This window comes from Uniformispora flossi, from assembly GCF_049534875.1.
GTDB lineage: Bacteria > Actinomycetota > Actinomycetes > Streptomycetales > Streptomycetaceae > Yinghuangia > Yinghuangia aomiensis.
This window is the reverse complement of record NZ_JBMULZ010000013.1, coordinates 26,366-41,154: the sequence shown is the minus strand read 5'-3', so window position 1 is coordinate 41,154 and position 14,789 is coordinate 26,366. Positions and strand designations below refer to the sequence as shown.

Annotated in this window: 15 protein-coding genes and 1 tRNA gene; 7 read left to right on the top strand and 9 right to left on the bottom strand. The window is 71.0% G+C overall.

Features of this window, described 5'->3' with window-relative positions; all coding sequences use genetic code 11:
* Positions 1–10 precede the first annotated feature (10 nt).
* The gene (locus ACPA54_RS25685; RefSeq protein WP_423533540.1) at positions 11–616 is read left to right on the top strand and encodes a TetR/AcrR family transcriptional regulator; all 606 of its coding nucleotides are present in this window, start codon (positions 11–13) and stop codon (positions 614–616) included.
* A 750-nt stretch (positions 617–1,366) separates the two neighbouring features.
* On the opposite strand, the gene ACPA54_RS25680 is transcribed toward ACPA54_RS25685, so the two are convergent.
* The 3 genes from ACPA54_RS25680 to ACPA54_RS25670 form a co-directional block, all read right to left on the bottom strand.
* Positions 1,367–1,825, bottom strand: coding sequence for a hypothetical protein (locus ACPA54_RS25680; RefSeq protein WP_423533538.1), 459 nt, complete (start codon positions 1,823–1,825; stop codon positions 1,367–1,369).
* 604 nt (positions 1,826–2,429) lie between these two features.
* Complete coding sequence (locus ACPA54_RS25675; RefSeq protein WP_423533536.1) at positions 2,430–2,801, bottom strand: MerR family transcriptional regulator; 372 nt, start codon at positions 2,799–2,801, stop codon at positions 2,430–2,432.
* 25 nt (positions 2,802–2,826) lie between these two features.
* Positions 2,827–3,852: an MDR family NADP-dependent oxidoreductase gene (locus ACPA54_RS25670; protein WP_423533535.1), complete on the bottom strand. Its 1,026-nt coding sequence runs from the start codon at positions 3,850–3,852 to the stop codon at positions 2,827–2,829.
* 134 nt (positions 3,853–3,986) lie between these two features.
* On the opposite strand from ACPA54_RS25670, the gene ACPA54_RS25665 reads away from it, so the two are divergent.
* Positions 3,987–4,262 carry a tetratricopeptide repeat protein gene (locus tag ACPA54_RS25665; RefSeq protein WP_423533853.1) on the top strand — a complete coding sequence of 92 codons (276 nt, stop codon included), beginning with the start codon at positions 3,987–3,989 and terminating at the stop codon, positions 4,260–4,262.
* A 380-nt stretch (positions 4,263–4,642) separates the two neighbouring features.
* Here ACPA54_RS25665 and ACPA54_RS25660 read toward each other — a convergent pair whose 3' ends face one another.
* Together ACPA54_RS25660 and ACPA54_RS25655 are read right to left on the bottom strand one after the other, a co-directional pair.
* A complete protein-coding gene (locus ACPA54_RS25660; RefSeq protein ID WP_423533533.1) occupies positions 4,643–4,963 on the bottom strand; it encodes a YciI family protein in 321 nt (106 codons plus the stop codon).
* A gap of 243 nt (positions 4,964–5,206) precedes the next feature.
* Positions 5,207–6,349: a lipid II:glycine glycyltransferase FemX gene (locus tag ACPA54_RS25655; protein ID WP_423533531.1), complete on the bottom strand. Its 1,143-nt coding sequence runs from the start codon at positions 6,347–6,349 to the stop codon at positions 5,207–5,209.
* Positions 6,350–6,577: 228 nt separating this feature from the next.
* Between ACPA54_RS25655 and murJ the strand changes: the two genes are divergently transcribed.
* Complete coding sequence (gene murJ / locus ACPA54_RS25650) at positions 6,578–8,293, top strand: murein biosynthesis integral membrane protein MurJ (RefSeq protein WP_423533529.1); 1,716 nt, start codon at positions 6,578–6,580, stop codon at positions 8,291–8,293.
* Positions 8,294–8,382: 89 nt separating this feature from the next.
* Here murJ and ACPA54_RS25645 read toward each other — a convergent pair whose 3' ends face one another.
* A complete protein-coding gene (locus ACPA54_RS25645) occupies positions 8,383–8,808 on the bottom strand; it encodes a carboxymuconolactone decarboxylase family protein (protein WP_423533527.1) in 426 nt (141 codons plus the stop codon).
* A 111-nt stretch (positions 8,809–8,919) separates the two neighbouring features.
* Between ACPA54_RS25645 and ACPA54_RS25640 the strand changes: the two genes are divergently transcribed.
* The gene (locus tag ACPA54_RS25640; protein ID WP_423533525.1) at positions 8,920–9,843 is read left to right on the top strand and encodes a LysR family transcriptional regulator; all 924 of its coding nucleotides are present in this window, start codon (positions 8,920–8,922) and stop codon (positions 9,841–9,843) included.
* Positions 9,844–10,001: 158 nt separating this feature from the next.
* Here the strand turns inward: ACPA54_RS25640 and ACPA54_RS25635 are convergent.
* The 3 genes from ACPA54_RS25635 to ACPA54_RS25625 form a co-directional block, all read right to left on the bottom strand.
* A tRNA-Gly gene (locus tag ACPA54_RS25635) sits at positions 10,002–10,076 on the bottom strand.
* A 182-nt stretch (positions 10,077–10,258) separates the two neighbouring features.
* The gene (locus ACPA54_RS25630; RefSeq protein ID WP_423533523.1) at positions 10,259–11,266 is read right to left on the bottom strand and encodes an aminoglycoside phosphotransferase family protein; all 1,008 of its coding nucleotides are present in this window, start codon (positions 11,264–11,266) and stop codon (positions 10,259–10,261) included.
* A gap of 132 nt (positions 11,267–11,398) precedes the next feature.
* Positions 11,399–12,187, bottom strand: coding sequence for a polysaccharide deacetylase family protein (locus tag ACPA54_RS25625; RefSeq protein ID WP_423533521.1), 789 nt, complete (start codon positions 12,185–12,187; stop codon positions 11,399–11,401).
* 655 nt (positions 12,188–12,842) lie between these two features.
* Between ACPA54_RS25625 and ACPA54_RS25620 the strand changes: the two genes are divergently transcribed.
* The 3 genes from ACPA54_RS25620 (at position 12,843) to ACPA54_RS25610 (ending at position 14,784) form a co-directional block, all read left to right on the top strand.
* Entirely contained in the window at positions 12,843–13,133 is a 291-nt protein-coding gene (locus ACPA54_RS25620; RefSeq protein WP_423533519.1) for a hypothetical protein, read from the top strand.
* A gap of 171 nt (positions 13,134–13,304) precedes the next feature.
* The gene (locus ACPA54_RS25615; RefSeq protein ID WP_423533517.1) at positions 13,305–13,724 is read left to right on the top strand and encodes a hypothetical protein; all 420 of its coding nucleotides are present in this window, start codon (positions 13,305–13,307) and stop codon (positions 13,722–13,724) included.
* Positions 13,725–13,947: 223 nt separating this feature from the next.
* Entirely contained in the window at positions 13,948–14,784 is an 837-nt protein-coding gene (locus tag ACPA54_RS25610; protein ID WP_423533515.1) for an SMP-30/gluconolactonase/LRE family protein, read from the top strand.
* Positions 14,785–14,789 lie beyond the last annotated feature (5 nt).

Sequence of the window (14,789 nt, the reverse complement as noted above, 5' to 3'; positions counted from 1 at the left end):
AGGTGAATCCATGGCACGCCCCAGGCAGTTCGACGAGGAGAACGCGGTCGATTCGGCAACCGAGCTGTTCTGGCGGCGCGGCTACCACGCCACCTCGGTGCGCGACCTGGGCGACGAGCTGAAGCTCACGCCCAGCAGCCTGTACCGGACGTTCACCGACAAGCACACGCTGTTCCTTCGCGCGCTCGACCACTACCGGGCCACCGAGTCCGTCGAGGCACGCCGGCGACTGAACGCAACGGACCGCCCGGTCCAGGACGTGCTGCGGGAATGGATGCGGTGGCTGGTCACCTGCCAGGCCGACGGCGAGCCCGGCCGCGGCTGCTTCGTGGTCAACACCGCGACCGAACTGGGCACCACCGACGATCAGGTCCAGCAGCGGACCGAGGCCGCATTCGAGGTCACACGCCAGGCCTTGCGCTCGGTCCTGGCCGAGGGGCGCGATCGCGGCGAGCTGTCCGATGACCTCGACACCGACGCCGCCGCCGAGCTGCTGTTCACCACGGTTCTCGGCCTACGGGTACGGGAACGCGCCGGCCACGACCTCCAGCATCTGACCGCCGCCATCGATCTCGCGATCCGGGGGCTGGGGCCCACACCCCCGGGACCTGCCTGACGGCGTGGAGCGGGTGGAGCCGGTCCGGCCCGGCACCTGCTCAACTGCCCGCACTGAGCAACGAGAACGCGCCGGGGGAGCAGGGACATGGGCGTGGGGACGAGTCCGAGCAACGCGGTGGATGGCGAGTCTGCCCTGATCTCCGCGCTCCGGGCCGGGGACACGGAGTTGGTGGGGATCCTTCTCCACGAGGGCGGTGGTCCTGATGCCCTGGACGCCGCGTTCGGTCTGGCCGTCCGGATGCGTGCGCCGGGCACACAGCCCAACTGCTGCTCCGGCACGGTGCGGTTTCCGGCCCGAGCAGGCCGGCGGACCTCCTCCCCCTGACCGAGGCAGTCCACTCGGGTTCGCCTGCTCTGTTCGAGGCGCTCTTGGACCACGAGATCCGGGGCAGGTATCCCGAGTCCGAACTCCTGGAGGCGCGGGACCTGGCACGCCGCTGGTACGAGACGCGGGTCGAGGCCGAACTGCGACGCCGTACGGGTTCCGGGGATGCCGTTGTCCGTAGGGCGGTTCAAGACGACGAGAACTACAGCGTCTCCCGCCGAAGCAGGGCGGACAGTCCACCGCCGGGCCGAATGCGTGGCGCAGTGCGGCCCCGCCCGTCCTCCCGCCAGCGGCGGCCGTGGTCGTCGACGCCGACTGGGGCCTGTTGCGGGCGGTGCTGTGTCGTGGTCGGGGGTGGTCACCGTGGTCATCGTGCCGACCCTGGCCGGCCCCCGAACCCGGACGTGGTTCGGTGGCTCTGGGCTAGTGCGCCGCCGTCTGGGGGAACCGAGCATCCATGAACTCGGCGAGCCGAGCGTGCTGTTCGGGGTTGAATGCGCTCGCGGGGACCGTGGCGACGCAGCGCGGCGCGGTGCGGATGACCGGCAGCCCGTACTGCCACCGCATCTCCAGCGTGGCAGACCACCGCATCGTCGCGGTGGTCTTGCCTGGCTGCTCACGTGTGAAGCCGTCGTCGTCGAGCACGATGTCGATGGCCCCGTGCTTGATCAGATTGCGTATCTGCAGGGCATGCCCGACCAGCATGAGGAGCGGTCCGAGGGTCATCCAGGCGAGCATGGTGCCGTGCTGCGTCGCGACCGCGACCACCGGCATGAGCACAAGCACCGGAACCAGCATCCAGCGAATCCGCTGCGGATACGCGGCGAACACCGTCGCGGCACCGGATCTCCAGGTATGGGTGAACGTCGTCTTGATGATCATGCGCGGATCGTACGAGGCACCGCGGACCCTCGACGAGGGGATTCCACTGGGGAGTCGGGGTGTTCGGGTCCCCAAGCTCAGAACGGGGGGCGTCGGTCCCGCCGGCGAGCCAGTCGACGGGTTCCGGGATCAGGCCGCGGGTCTCGTGGCCCCACGCCTTGATCGTGTGGCAGGCCCGGGCTTGCCGGGCTTTGTAGGCGCGGTAGTCGACCTCCGTCAGGATCACCCGGGTGCGGGCCGCCAGGTGGCCGCGGTGGAGGGCCAAGTCGGGACGGGCCACCAGCATGACCGCGGCCAGGACCGCGTTCTCACGCGCTTCCGGCTCGGGGGACGTCTCGCCGTACAGGGTGAGCCGTTGACGAGCAGCGCACCAGGTGCAAAGCAACCAGGCGAGTAATACCGCAGTCCCGGGCTCGGGTTGGAGGCAGCCGACGGTCAAGGGCGTTGCTTGCTTCGGCCCCTGTCGACGTCGTCGCGGGCAATCCTGATCCAGGGGGTACATCGTCCGCCGTGGCCAGGCGCGGCCAGCACGGGATGGCGCGGCCGTGCAGCAGGGCGGCCCGGTTGCGCGGTCGCCTCCCCGGCCGGCCGGGGGCGCCGCCCGTCAGGCCCGCGCGGCGGCCTGAGCCAGGCGGTCGCGGAGTCGGGTCAGTCGGGCGATCTCCGCGTCCAGTGCGGCGAGTCGGTGGGTGACGGCGACCGACGCGGGGGAGTTCGCGTCGGGAGCCGACGCGCAGCGCGGGGCGTCGACGCCCGCCAGCAGGTCCACGCGGGACGCGAAGGTACGCACATCCTCCACCGTCAGGCCGAGCCGCAGCAGATCACGCACGGTCCGGATCCGGGCCACGTCGGCCGCCTCGTACTCGCGCTGGCCCGACGGGCTGCGGCGCGGCTCGGGGAGCAGCCCGCGCTGCTCGTAGAACCGCAGCGCCCTCGGCGTCGTGCCGGCCGCAGCGGCCGCGTCCCCGATCCGCATCCGTGCCCGTCCTGTCTCGTCGACGCTAGAGCGCCACCACGACCGTGCCGAAGTACCGCCCCTCCACCAGTCCCTGCAACGCGGCGGGCGCGCTTTCGATTCCACCCGACAACACGTACGGGAACCGGATCGCACCGTCGCGCAGCCACGCGCCGAACCGGGCCTCCCACTCGGCCGGCACGTCCGGGTGGTCGGCCCCGCGATAGCCGCGCACCGACACGCCCTGGACGATCAGCCGGAACGTGTCGAGCTCCGCCGGCGAGCTCCCGCCGGGCCGCTCGGCGGACATCTGCCCGGACAGCGCGCCCAGCAGCGCGAACCGCGCCCCGGGACGCGCCGCGTCGACCGCCGCCGTCAGCTGCTCGCCGCCGACCGTGTCCACGACGACGTCGACCCCCTCCGGCGCGGCGGCTGCGAGCTGCGCGGCGACCGATCCGGAACCGCGCAGCACCACCGCGTCGAAGCCGAACTCCGACCGGAGCCGTTCGGCCTTCGCCGCCGAACCGGTGCTCCCCACCAGCCGACCCGCGCCCGACAGCCGGGCGATCTGCCCCGCCAGCACACCGGTCGCCCCGGCCGCGCCGGTCACGAACACGGTGTCGCCCTCGCGGACCGGAGCGAGGCGGGTCAGCGCGCCGTACGCCGCCGAACCCGTGGACAGGTACGCCACCGGATCGGGCAGGGAGTCGTCCACGACCAAGCACTGTTCGGCGGGAACGAGCGCGAACTCCCGCCATCCGGCGAAGTGCACGACGGTGTCGCCGGGCTTCGGCCCGGCGCCCTCACCGGCGGCGACGACCTCGCCGAGTGCTGGGCCGAACAACGTGTCCCCGACCCGGAGGGGCGGCAGCGGGAACCCCTCGGACTCCGTGCCCATGAGGGTGCGCAGGCCGGGGAACACCAGAAAGTACCGGGTCCGGACCAGAACTTCGCCGGGGCCCGGAGCGTGCACCGGCGCTTCGGAGACCCGCAGGTCCGCGGCGGTCGGCAAACCCTGAGGCGCGGCGACGAGCCGTACTTCGCGGGCGGTGCGGGGCAGGATCGAACTCATCGGTGGACTCCTCGAACGCGTGTGCCGTGCCGCGCCACGACACCTCCGGCCGCGACGCCGAAGGGACGCTAAACCCTGACGCGCACGTCAAGGTCAAGCCGCCGAGCCGGAACGAGGGATGAGCCCAACGGCGGATCGGACAGCGCGCGGCGCAGGCCGAAAGCGGCGGAACGAGATCGCACGCGGCCACGAACCGGGTGCGGGTGCTGGGCACCGACCACCCGGACACCCTGGCCTCCCGCAACAACCTCGCGAGCGCGTACGAGTCGGCCGGGCGCCTGACGTCCGCCATCGAGCTCTACGAGCAGAACGTGAACGACGCCGAGCGAGTCCTCAGTGCCGGTCATCCGTGGATCGCAGTGTTCCGGGAGAACTTGGATCAAGCGCGGGCCGCGCAGCAGTTCGACTGAGTTGGCAGGTGCGCCGGTTCGGAAGGGTGGTGCGCACTCCGATCGAATGACATTGGAGACCACATCGGGCCCCGCGCGGAGGCGGCCCTCTTCCCCGCATCGGCCTCCCGAGTCCCGCGTACGGCGTGCGGTGGCAGAGGGGTACCACGGATGGTCCTCGCGGCCGGCCTTTTCCTGCGCTGCTCGCGCGGCGCTGCTGCGGCTGATGACAGATCCGGACTCGGTGGTTCGGGAGACCGCCTGCATCACGATCGCCGTCGGCAGGGACTACGATCCCGGCTTTGCCGATGCCATGGCCGCTTTCCTGGATGATTCGGACCGGTTGGTCCAGCTGGCTGCCACCCCTGACGTCCCTGCCTCGGCCGATCAGGACGACGGCTTCAGTCCGTCTTCCCTGGGGCGGTCATGCCGCGAAATGACGGGCCTACTGCGCAGGGGCGGATGTCGACGCGTTCCCAGACGTTGCCGGTCACGTACGGCTCGACCGCGTACCAGGTGTCCAACTCGTCACGGCTCGGGAAGTCGAGGACCAGCATGGATCCGATCATCCGGTGCTCGTCGTCGAGGATCGCCGTGCCGAACAGCATGCGCCCGGAGGCGACCATCTCATCGCCGAGCTTGATGTGCGCCTCGCGAGCCGCGAGCCGCCGTCCCGCCGCCCCCTCGTCGACGCCGTCGAAGGCGATCAACAAGAACTGCACCTCATGCCCCCTCCGTACAACCGACTGCCGGAACCACGGCCTGCGTCGGCCCACGGAATCCTTCCGGCACCGAACGGCGGCCGGCTGCCCGAAGCCTCGATCGCGCCGCATGTTCACGCGCAACGGCTACTGTCCAGAGCGTTCCGGGGTGATTGCAGACCTTGTGCCCGATCGCGTGCTCGGGACGGTAGCGCGGTGGGACGAGCCCACCCCGGCCTGAGCCCGTGCCGCCGGATCACCGGATCACCGGACACGGGCCATGTACACCTGAAACGCCTTGTGCAGCGCCGCGTTCAGTCCGAACTCCCATTCGCCGACGTGCTCCACGACGTGGCCGCCGGCGCCGAGCTTCCACCGCAACACCCCGAACCTGGGATCGCCGGGGTCGATGACCGGGCTGACCATGCGCATGTCGTAGACGGGCAGGCCGCGCGCGTGGGCGTCGCGGATCATGTGCCACTGGAGCGCGTGGCTCGGGCGCACGTCGCGGCCGTGGTCGGCCGACGCGCCGGTCTGGTACCAGACCCTGCTCGCGGTGGCGACCATGGTGTGTGCGGCGAGCAAGCGGCCGTTGTGGCGGGCGAGATAGAGCTTCATGCGGCCGGGTTCCTCGGCGTTGAGCACTCGGTACTGGCGGGCGTAGTAGTCCAGTGTGCGGCCGAGCCGAAAGCCGTTGCGGGCCTCGGTGGTGCGCAGCAGGTCGAAGAACCGCGGCAGGTCGGCCGGGCCGCCGATGCCCGTTTCGACGCCTTCGCGCTCGGCTTTGGTGAGGGCGCGGCGCCATTCCTGGTTCATGCCGTACCGGATGTCGTCGAGGCTGCGGCCGTGCAGGGGCAGGTGGAAGACGTGGCGCGGCTGTGCGTCGTCTCCGCCGCTCGATGCCGCGGCGCGCCAGCCGAGGCTGTGCAGCCGGGCGGCGACGGTGGCGCCGACCGGGTCTATGGCATCGGGAGTGACCTGGTCGAGATGGACCAGGCCCTGCTTGACGGCCGTCTTGACGGTGGAGCCGGACCAGATGCGGTGGGCGGGTGCCGGACCCATGCGTGCCGTGAAGACGCCCTGCCCGCGCAGGTGCGCGAGAAGCGGATCCAGCCACCGTTCCAGGTCGTGGTCCGACCAGTCGATCACCGGCCCTTCGGGCAGATAGGCGAACCACATGGGCAGTCTCGGCACTTTGCGGTAGAGCACCAAAGCCACGCCGACGACAACGCCCCGCGCGTCGAACCAGCCGAGGCTCTCACTGCGCCATTCGGCCTTCACGTCGGCCCACGCGGGGTACTGGAGAAACGCCGCATCGGGCCGCGTTCCCAGGTACGCGAGATGCGTCGGGCGGTTGATCGGCAGAACCGTGAGCGTGCGTGTGGGCGTACGCACCGACGTAGCCATATCCCATCCCTCCGTCGCGTCCGCCAGGTCGGACACCTATCCGACGCCGCGTCGCAACGTCGGCGTTGCTCCGTTCCGCCGACGGAAATTTCGCGCCGACGATGTGCAACGAACCGCCGGCGTCATGGCGTCAGAGAATGCGGACAGGTGCGCCCACGACATTCGGGATGGGCCGGAAACAGGGCCGGAGACAGCCTGGGAAAAGCCGACACGGGCGAAAGGAGCCCCATGCCGACTGCCGCGGGAACGGCCGTTCTGGAACACACGGCGGAAACCCCGCAACCCCGGCGGCGTGTCGCGCGGCGCGGGCGAAAGTCGCTGGTCGGCGGCGGCGTAAGCCTCGCGACCGGCTCGGTGGTGTCCCGCCTGACGGGATTCGTGCGCAGCGCGATTGTCGTCGCGGCGCTGGGCACGGGCTTGTTCGCGGACGGCTACAACGTGGCCAATACCGTGCCGAACATCCTCTATATCCTGCTCGTCGGCGGCGCACTCAATTCGGTGCTGGTACCGCAACTCGTGCGCGCCGCCCGCAGGGACCCCGATGGCGGGGCGGCTTACACCGACCGCCTGGTGACGGCCGTGTGCACCCTGCTTTTGGTGCTGACCGCAATCACGGTGGTGTGTGCCCCGTGGATCGTGGGCGCCTATGCGCATTTCGAGGGCGCGCAGCGGAACATCACCGTGACACTCGCGCGCTATTGCCTGCCGCAAATCTTCTTCTACGGTGCGTTCGCGTTGCTGAGCGAAGTCCTCAATGCGCGCGGCAAGTCCGGGCCGCCCGCGTGGACGCCGATCCTGAACAACATCGTGGTGATCGCGGTGTTCGCGGCGTACCTGGCGGTGGCGCGCGGGGCGGACGAGGCGGGCGAAGTCACCCCGGACCAACTGCGGTTGCTGGGCATCGGGACGACGCTGGGCATCGTCGTGCAGGCCTCGACACTGCTGCCCTATGTGCGCGAGGCCGGCGTGCGGCTGCGCCCGCGCTTCGACTGGCGTGGCCACGGCCTCGGCGCGCCGCTGCGGATGGCCGGGTGGGCGGTCGCGATGGTGGGCGTGTCACAGCTCGCGTACTGGCTGACCACCCGCCTTGCGACGACGGTTTCCGAGCGTGCGGCCCGCGACGGCATCGGGCACGGAGTCGGATACACCGCTTACGCGAACGCCCAATTGCTGTGGATCGTGCCCCACGGGGTGGTCACGGTGTCGCTGGCGACGATGCTCATGCCGAGGGTCAGCCGGGCGGCGGCGGACGGGGAGCTGGAGGCGGTGCGGGCGTACGTCGCGCGGGGCCTGCGCTTCAATGCGGCCGCGGTCGTGCCCTGCGCGTTCGTATTCCTCGCGCTCGGCCCGCAGATCACCGCGGTCGTGTTCCAGCACGGCGCGACGGATGCGGCGGACACGCGGGCGATGGGGTTGATGCTGTGCGCCTTCGCACCCGGTCTCATCGCCTACTCGGCGGGCTACCTGATCCAGCGCGGCCTGTACGCCGTGCAGGACGCCCGCGCGCCCTTCTGGGCGAACGTGGCCATGGCGGCGACGTGTTCGGCCTTGTCGGTCGGCGCGTACCTGACGCTCCCGCTGAGATGGTCGGTCACCGCGATGGCGGCGGCGTACAGCCTGTCCCAGGTGGTGGGCCTGGTCTGGATGGCGGCGGTGCTGCGGCGGCGCCTGGGGCACTTGGACTCCGCATCGGTGATCCGCACGCACCTGGCTCTGGGGACCGCGTCGGCAATGGCCGCCGCCGGCTCGTGGGTACTGGCGGCGATCTGCGTCCGGGAGCTGGGCGACGGCCCGGCGGGGGCGACGGTCGCGCTCGTCCTCGGCGCCGTCGTCTTCGCGGCATTGGCCGGGCCGGTGGTGCTCCCGACCCTCAAGGCACCGCGGCGGGCGCCGACCCGGCCCGCGCGGCCGACCGCGCGGGCACCCGGCCGCCATCGGAGCTGACGTGGACGGCGACGGCTGCCTCGTGGGCTGTCACCACATCACAGCCCACGAGGCCTTCGCCCAGACATGTCAGGCGATGTCGGGTGACGTCAGGCGATGTTGGAGACGGGGAGCAGACCGCGCTCCGCGAACACCTTCTTCGCCACCAGCGTGGCGTTGATTGCGCGCGGCATCCCGCAGTACACCGCCGAGTGCAGCAGCGCCTCCGATATCTCCACCGGCGTCAGGCCCACGTTCAACGCGGCGTTGATGTGGACGTCCAGCTCGATCTCGCAGCCGCCCAGCGCCGTCAGCACGCCCAGGGTCACCAGCTGGCGTTCGCGCGCCACCAGCTCGGGGCGGGCGTACATGTCGCCGAACGCCCAGGCGACCACCTGGTGCCCCAGCTCCGGCGAGACGTCCGCCAGCGTGTCGACGATCCGCTGTCCGGCCTCGCCGTCGACCTGCAGCAGGACGTCCATGCCCCAGGTGTAGCGGTCGGCGCGGGAGACGGCGGTGGTGGGGGTGGTGGTCATGGGGTGTTCCTCCGAGTCGTGTCCGGGTGATGGACCAAGGTTCTCCCGGCCATGCGCCGGGACTGCCCATTAGGCTTGGAAATATCCTTGTCCCATGCTCGGGAGGCATTGATGCTTGACTTGCGGCTCCTCGGCTACCTCGTGGCCGTCGCCGAGGAGGGCGGAGTGAGCGGCGCCGCACGGCGCCTCGGCCTCACCCAGCCCACCCTCAGCCGTCAGCTCCGGGACCTCGAACGGCGCCTGGACGTCGAACTGTTCGAGCGCGACGGCCGCAACCTCACGCCCACCGCCGCAGGAGCCGCACTGGTCCGCCGGGCCACGGTGCTGCTCGCGCAAGCCGACGCCGCGATCGAAGACATCCGGCTCGCGGCCGAAGGCCGCAGCGGGCACCTCACCGTGGCCTTCGCCGGTTCGGGCATCAACGGCGCCCTGGGCGCGGCGCTGGGCCGCGTACGCCGCGAACTGCCCCGCGTGGCCCTGCGCCTGGAGGAGAGCTTCAGCGATGCCGAGATGTCCCAGGGGGTGCTGGACGGCCGCTACGACATCGCGGTCCAGCGACTGCCCCTGCGCGACGCGCGCCTGGCGGCCGAGGAGTGGTGGCACGAGCCCCTGACCTTCTTCCTGCCCGAAGGCCATCCCCTCGCCCACCGCCCCGGCCCGGCCCCGCCGGAGGACCTGGGCCGGATCCCGCTCGTGCTGTGGCCCCGGGACGTGTCCCCCCAGTCCCACGACGAGATCCTCACCCTGTGCGCCCAGGCGGGCGTCGTCCCACGGATCGGCGCGGAAGGACGCAGTGTGCAAACCGTCCTGGCCCTGGTCGCCGCCGGTTTCGGCGGGGCGGTCATGTCACAGTCGCACCGGGCGCTGCGCCGCATCGGCGTCGTCCCACGCGACGTGGCCGGCACCCGCACCACCCTGCACCTCGTCCGGCGCGCCGCGGACCACAACCCGCTGGTCACCCGCTTCCGCGACGTGCTGGCCGACGCCGCCGCCGGCCGCCGGACACCGCCCCAGTCGACCGGAGACACGGACTGACCACGGCCCCCGGATCGCGGGACTGCCCTGAGCACGCGGCGTCCGGTACACAGGGCAGCAGTTCGTCTGCGTGGGCCCAGCTGTGCGGACGCGGGCGCAGGAGGCGCGCCAGGAACGGCGATGTCCCCGGCGGCAGGGTGGCCGCCGGGGACATCGCGTGGAGCGCCAGCCTGGATTTGAACCAGGACCTCCCGCCCGGAAGACGGGTGTGCTTGCGGTTGCACCACCGGCGCGTGACGGTCGGATGCGCTGCTGCTCAGGACATCCGGCCGATAACGACGACTCTACCTCACTCTTCGTGAGGATGCATCACGTAACGTGACTATGGGGCCGTCTGGGGTACGCGTCCGGCGCTCCGACCCGTCGAGGAACGCTGCATGCCGAACGAATGCCGAACGAGCTGGACGGGTGGGGTCTATCCGGAGAACACTTCGTGGTCGGCCGCCGCAGTGCCCAGGCGTTGGAGGAGGACGCTGGTGATCGCGGGGTCGACTTTGAGGGTGATGCCCCAGAGGAAGAAGCCGTGGATGATGCCTTCCCGCACGCCGAGCCAGGCGTCGTCCCAGGTCGGGGCCGGGACGCCGGCAGCGGCCAACTGGTCGAGGTAGTGGCGTAGCAAGTCCCTTTCGGTGCGCCGTCGGTCCTCGACCGTGAGCACGGATGCGATGTGGTAGGCGACATCCAGGTACCAGGGTCCGCGTTGGACGAGCTGCCAGTCCACGAATGCGGGGAGTCCGTCGCCGTCGAGGAAGAGGTTGCCGACGTGCGTGTCACCGTGGATCACCGTGGCCGGCGAGGCGTCCGCGGTGCGCGCATGAACGTCGAGGTAGGCGGAGAACAGCCGCTCGGCATCGCGTACTTCGTCGGGGACCCCGGCGCCGATGGCACTTTCGAAGTTGCTGCGGATCTCGGGGACTCCTCGCCGGCGCGCGTACTCGTCGAGCCGCGGAGCCAGCCATGGCGCGTGGTCGGTCACGAAGTCCGCGCCCCATGCGGACGCGTGCAGCAGGGCGAGCTGGGTCAGGCTCTCGGCGGCGAGGTCCGGTGTGTAGTCGCTGCTGGCGTCGAGGAATTCCGCGCCCCGGCACAGCACATCCTCGGTGATGACCACACCGTGCTCGGTCTCGGGGTCGACGTCGGCATACACGCTGCGCAGCGTGCGCACGCCGGAGCGCGCGGCCAGGTGGCGGTAGAACGAGACTTCGTGGAGTCCGGCCTGGCGGAGCGGCCATCCGGTGTCGGAGAAGTACCCCTTGACCCACAGGTTCGGCGACAGGCCCTCGGGTACGCCGTCTCGGCATTCGATGGCGAACGAGGCGTTCGTCGCCACGCGGCTCACCACGGGGCCTGGGTGCACGGCGGTCACCTCGATGCCCGGGAACCGCGGGGCGAGGGCTGCACTGAGCCAGTCGGGCGTCAGCACATCGGGGAGTGTCCGGGGAACGGGAGGGAGCTGGAGCGCGGGCATGAAAGACGCCTCTCGCTAAGATCACAGCATGATGGTTGGATCTTAGCGATCTGTGGGGAGTCGTGGTAGAGGGCCTCGGGGTGCGCGTCACCAAGGTGCGGCGACGGCGTTGTGGGTTTGGCCCGGCCAGGCCTCGATGGTGGTGCTGGACGGCACCACCTTCCCGGTGCACAGTCCCCGGTCGGCGAGGCCCTTGACGATCGCCGGGATCGCGGCGGCGGTCGCCGGGTATCCCTCGTGCAACAGGATGACGCCGCCGGGCTGGACGGCGAGTGCGTTGCGGGTGATCTCGTCCGCGGGGATGCCCTTGTAGTCGGAGGAATCGGTGGTCCACAGGACTTCGGTCATTCCGAGCCGGCGGGCATCGTCGCGGATCTGCGCATTGGTGCGGCCGAACGGCGGCCGGAACAGCGTCGGCGCGGAGCCGGCCGCCGACTTGACGATCTGATTGGTGCCGAGCAGCTCGTTGAAGGCTTTCGGCTCGCCCTCTTGGTCGAGGTACGGATGCGAGTACGAGTGGTTGCCGACCGCGTGGCCGGCCTCCACCAGGGCGCGCACGGTGCCCGGGTCCTTCTCGGCATGGGCACCGGTCAGGAAGAACGTCGCGCGGGTGTTTCCGGCGGCGGCGAGGGCCTGGACGTACGCGGACGTCATCGGCGTCGGCCCGTCGTCGAACGTGAGGGCGACATACCCGGCCGCGCACCGGTCAGGGCCGGCGGTCGCCGCGGCGGCTGCCGAAGCCGGCGGCGGCTTGGGCGTGTCCGCGGCCTTGTCGGACGAGGCACACGCCGACAGGGACGGGACGGCTGCGAGGATGCCGGCACAGATCAGGGCGGTGCCTATCCGGCGGCGGGGTACGGACCGCTTGACTGCCACGGTTCACCTTCTCGGCTCGTTCTCGGCTCGTTCTCGGCTCGGCGATCGGCGGGAAGCGGCATGGAGACGTTCGGAAGACCGCGACCCGGCGCCGTGGGATTTCGCTCCTCGGCGCGAAGCCGAGGCGCCCCGCCCGAAGATGCATGATCATCTTGGATCCCCTGCCGGTTTGCAAAACCGGAAATCACCGCACCGGAATCCCGGGGCGAATCCCGCGCGACCCACGCGGCATTTCGGCGGCAGCCAGTCGACCGGGAAACGTCCGACTCTCGGCGCCCGGCCGCCGCGCCGGATCGGCTCCGTTCGGTGCCTGCGCCGCCAGGCCCGTGTCGGTGGTGTGAATGCACCCCGACGCATATGCCCGTCGTGCCCGACGGTACGTTTCCTGCGATTTGTTGCGGGGCGTATCGCCGTCGCCCGGTCATGTCCTTCAGGAGCACCAGTGCGCGTTCGGGTCGTTGCAGCCGTCGGCCCTTTTGTCGCCGCGGCGTTGACGGTTGCGGGATGCGGCGGCGGGGAGTCCGCCCCGGTGGCACCGGCGTCCGCGGCAAATGCCGTGCCGTCGGAAGGTCCTCCCGATGCGCCGGCCGGCCCGGTATCCGCGGGTGCGGACCACGCACCCCCGGGTGTCTCGCCGCAGCTCGACACCCGCACGGTGGCGAATGCCGCGAAGGTCGTCGGCGTACCGGCGCCCAGCTCCGACGCTGTCGCGGCCTACGTTGCCGAGCTGGACGCGATCGACCCGGCCATCGTGGCGGGGCGCCCCACGGCGATGTCCCTGATGGTGAACGGCTTGGGCACCTGCCGGGCACTGGCCGCCAACCGCGACCCGCAGCACCTCCTCGTCGAGACGATGCTGAGTTTCGGCAACGAGCAGATCGAACTGACCCGCGAGCAGGGCACCCGGGTCGTCGACGCGATCCGGCGCACCCTCTGCGCGGGGTAGCGTCCGGTCGGGCGAGGGGGCACAGCAGTGGGCCTTTGGGGTGGGTTGGTTGTTGTCCGCTGTGCGGGCGACGCACTGGACCTGGAGGCCCTGCGGCAGAACGAGCGGGAGTGGCCCGATGACGAGCCACCGCCCCGGGAGACCTGGCATCGTGCCGGGCAAGGCTGGCAGGTGGTCAATCTCGCGCGTGACCTGCCCCACGATCGCGAGCAGTTCCTGCAAGGACTTGCCTTGGAGACGGGCTCTCCGACGATGCCGGCCCTCATATACGACAGCGACACAGCCCAGGTGACGGCGTTCGGTACGTCGTCGGGCGTATCCGAGGGGTGGATCGAAGCGCGCGCCGCTGCCGGCTACGCCGCCCAAGGACCCCCGCTGCCGGGTGGGCCGGACGCGGGCGCCGGGGAACGCGAGTGGTCCGCCTGGATCGATGCGCGGCTTCCGGCGCACGCCGACGACCTCGTCGCCTGGGCCGACGCCGCGGAATCGACCAGCGACCGCGAGCAGGTCCTGGCGGTGATGCGGGGCCACCACCGGTGTGCGGAAGACCGCTTCCTGGGACTCCTCGCCGCCTTGGGAATTCCGGTCTGAAGGAACGCCGTCGTCGGGAACGCGTGAAGATCAAGAAGATCACTGCGCGTTTCGGGGCTGTCGCCGCGCTCGCGGGTGCCGCTTGAAATCCGTGGAGGTGTGCGGTGGGATGCGAAAACCGTCCTGTGCCGCGGTGATCGCGGCGTCGGCGGCGGGTCAGGCGGTCTGCGTTCGGCCGCACCAGGCGGATGCAGTCCGCGGATGCCCGCGGCCGGGGAGGGACATGACACGAAGCAGCGTGCACGCCGGGGAACTGTTGGCCGGCCTGACGTTTCCCGAGGCGCCACGGTGGTGGGATGACCGCTTGTGGTTCTCCGACTTCCACACGCATACCGTGCGTTCGGTCGGCGAAGACGGCGTCGGGCGCGTCGAGCTCACCCTCGCCGGTCCGCCCAGCGGCCTGGGCCGGCTGCCCGACGGCGGCCTGCTCGTGGTCGACATGCACGGGCGGCGCGTGCTGCGCCACGGGCCCGGGGGACTCGTCACGCATGGCGACTTCTCGGCGCACGCGGGTGGCGACGGCAACGACATGGTGGTTGCCGCCGACGGCACTGCGTACGTCGGCAACTTCGGTTTCGACCCGTACGCCGGCGAACCGCCCGCCCCCGCGGCGCTGTTCCGGATCAGTCCGGCGGGGGACGTCTCCACTGCCGCCGACGGGCTCATGTTCCCCAACGGGGCCGTGATCGTCGACGCAGGACGCACCCTCGTGGTCGCCGAGACATACGCGGGCCGTCTGACCGCCTTCGCCATCGGCCCGGACGGCGAGCTGACCGAGCGCCGCGTCTGGGCGGAGCTGCCCGACGGGCTGCGCCCCGACGGAATCGCCGCCGATCCGGCCGGCGGCATCTGGGTCGCGTGCCTGACACCCGAGGTGCTGCGCCTGACCGGTGGCGGCGTGGTCACCCACCGCGTCGTCTGCGCGGGACGGGCCCTTGCCTGCGCGGTCGGCGGTCCCGACGACGGCCGTCTCTTCGTGTGCACGACCGAGCACATGAACACCGCAGAAACCCTCCGCGCCCGCAGCGGCCGCATCGAGGTGGCCGACATCCGCGTGTGACGTCC

Bases quoted from the DNA above. Each gene is read 5' to 3' on its own strand.
- ACPA54_RS25640 (WP_423533525.1), top strand. From the start codon at position 8,920: ATGCTTGACTTGCGGCTCCTCGGCTACCTCGTGGCCGTCGCCGAGGAG.
- ACPA54_RS25610 (WP_423533515.1), top strand. From the start codon at position 13,948: ATGACACGAAGCAGCGTGCACGCCGGGGAACTGTTGGCCGGCCTGACG.
- ACPA54_RS25670 (WP_423533535.1), bottom strand. From the start codon at position 3,852: ATGAGTTCGATCCTGCCCCGCACCGCCCGCGAAGTACGGCTCGTCGCC.
- murJ (WP_423533529.1), top strand. From the start codon at position 6,578: ATGCCGACTGCCGCGGGAACGGCCGTTCTGGAACACACGGCGGAAACC.
- ACPA54_RS25655 (WP_423533531.1), bottom strand. From the start codon at position 6,349: ATGGCTACGTCGGTGCGTACGCCCACACGCACGCTCACGGTTCTGCCG.
- ACPA54_RS25685 (WP_423533540.1), top strand. From the start codon at position 11: ATGGCACGCCCCAGGCAGTTCGACGAGGAGAACGCGGTCGATTCGGCA.
- ACPA54_RS25675 (WP_423533536.1), bottom strand. From the start codon at position 2,801: ATGCGGATCGGGGACGCGGCCGCTGCGGCCGGCACGACGCCGAGGGCG.
- ACPA54_RS25645 (WP_423533527.1), bottom strand. From the start codon at position 8,808: ATGACCACCACCCCCACCACCGCCGTCTCCCGCGCCGACCGCTACACC.
- ACPA54_RS25680 (WP_423533538.1), bottom strand. From the start codon at position 1,825: ATGATCATCAAGACGACGTTCACCCATACCTGGAGATCCGGTGCCGCG.